Source organism: Nonomuraea sp. NPDC050786, assembly GCF_040654115.1.
Lineage (GTDB): Bacteria > Actinomycetota > Actinomycetes > Streptosporangiales > Streptosporangiaceae > Nonomuraea.
Genome location: NZ_JBFAHJ010000075.1, coordinates 1 through 1618, shown reverse-complemented (window position 1 = coordinate 1618; position 1618 = coordinate 1). Strand labels below are relative to the sequence as shown.

1 protein-coding gene is annotated in these 1618 nt (G+C 68.8%); it reads left to right on the top strand.

Annotated elements, in window-relative coordinates; genetic code table 11:
- Window positions 1–84 precede the first annotated feature (84 nt).
- Window positions 85–1618, top strand: a 1534-nt coding sequence (locus AB0H84_RS53370) for an ISL3 family transposase (RefSeq protein WP_357622468.1), incomplete at its 3' end; no start/stop codon positions are given.

Sequence of the window (1618 nt, the reverse complement as noted above, 5' to 3'; positions counted from 1 at the left end):
GGCTCTGTCGCACATTCGGTGGTGACCGAAGGTGCCGTAACGTCACGCTAAGTTGTGCTCGGTGTGGACGATCTTGTGCGTACGGTGTTTTCCGGATTATCACCGCTGGTCGTAGAAGACGTGGCGGACGAGGGCGAGCAGATTCGGGTACGTGCGCGAACCCCGGACGGCTCGGTCGCCTGTCCGGGCTGCGGGGCCGAGACGGCGCGGGTTCACGGCTATCACCAGCGCTCTGTGGCCGATGTCCCGATCGACGCCCGCCGGGTGCTGGTGGTGGTGCGGATCCGCCGCCTGGTCTGCCCCACCCGCGGTTGCTGCCAGACCTTCCGGGAGCAGGTGCCCGAGGTGCTGGAACGCTACCAACGCCGCACCCCTCGCCTGACCTCCCAAATCGGCGCTGTGGTCCGTGAGCTGGCCGGACGCGCCGGCAAGAGAGCGTTATCCGCGCTGGCCGTGCGCTTATCGCGGCATACCGCCCTGCGCCTGCTGTTACGTCTGCCCCTGCCCCCGCCGCGGATCCCCCGCGTGCTGGGCGTGGACGACTTCGCGCTGCGTCGACGTCACCGCTACGCCACCGTACTGATCGACGCCGAGACCCGCGAGCGCATCGACGTCCTGCCCGGCCGCACCGCCGACGTCCTGGAAGCCTGGCTGCGCGGCCATCCCGGGGTGCAGATCGTGTGCCGGGACGGCTCCGGCGCCTACGCCGAAGCGATCCGCCGCGCACTTCCGGACGCCATCCAGGTCGCCGACCGCTGGCACCTCTGGCACAACTTCAGCGAGGCCGTCACCAAGGAAGTCGCCGGGCACAGCGCCTGCTGGGCCAAGGCCGGACCCCCGATCAAGGACGGCAAACGCGCGCAGACCACCCGTGAGCGCTGGCAGCAGATCCACGACCTGCTCAGCAAGGGCGTCGGCCTGCTTGAATGCGCCCGCCGGCTGAACCTGGGCCTCAACACCGTCAAACGCTACGCCCGCGTGCCCGAACCCGAACGCCTGCAACGCGCTCCGCAATACCGCCCCACCCTCGTCGATCCCTACCGCGACCACCTGCGGCGCCGCCGCGCCGAAGACCCTGCCGTCCCCGTCTTGCACCTGTTCAACGAGATCAAAGCCCTCGGCTACCCGGGCAGCTTCAACCTGCTCTACCGCTACATCACCCAAGGCCGCGTCGAAGCCGACCGCCTGCCCATCTCACCCCGCCGCCTCGCCCGGCTCCTGCTCACCCAGCCCGACAACCTCAAAGACGAGCACAGGCGCCTGCTCGACGACCTCACCACCACCTGCCCCGAGATGATCGACCTGGCCGAACTCGTCCGCAGCTTCGCCGACCTGCTCCGGCCACGCGAAGACAACGCCGACCAGCTCGACGCGTGGATCACCACCGCCCGCGCCGCCATCCTCCCTCATCTACACGCCTTCATCCGCGGCCTCGACCAGGACCGCGAAGCCGTCCGCGCGGCCATCACCCTGCCCTTCCACAACGGCGGCACCGAAGGCGTGAACACCAAGACCAAACGCATCATGCGCCAGATGCACGGCCGGGCTGGCTTCACGCTGCTCCGCCACCGCATTCTCTTGCCTAGCTCTCCGTCACCACCGAATCTGAGACAGAGCC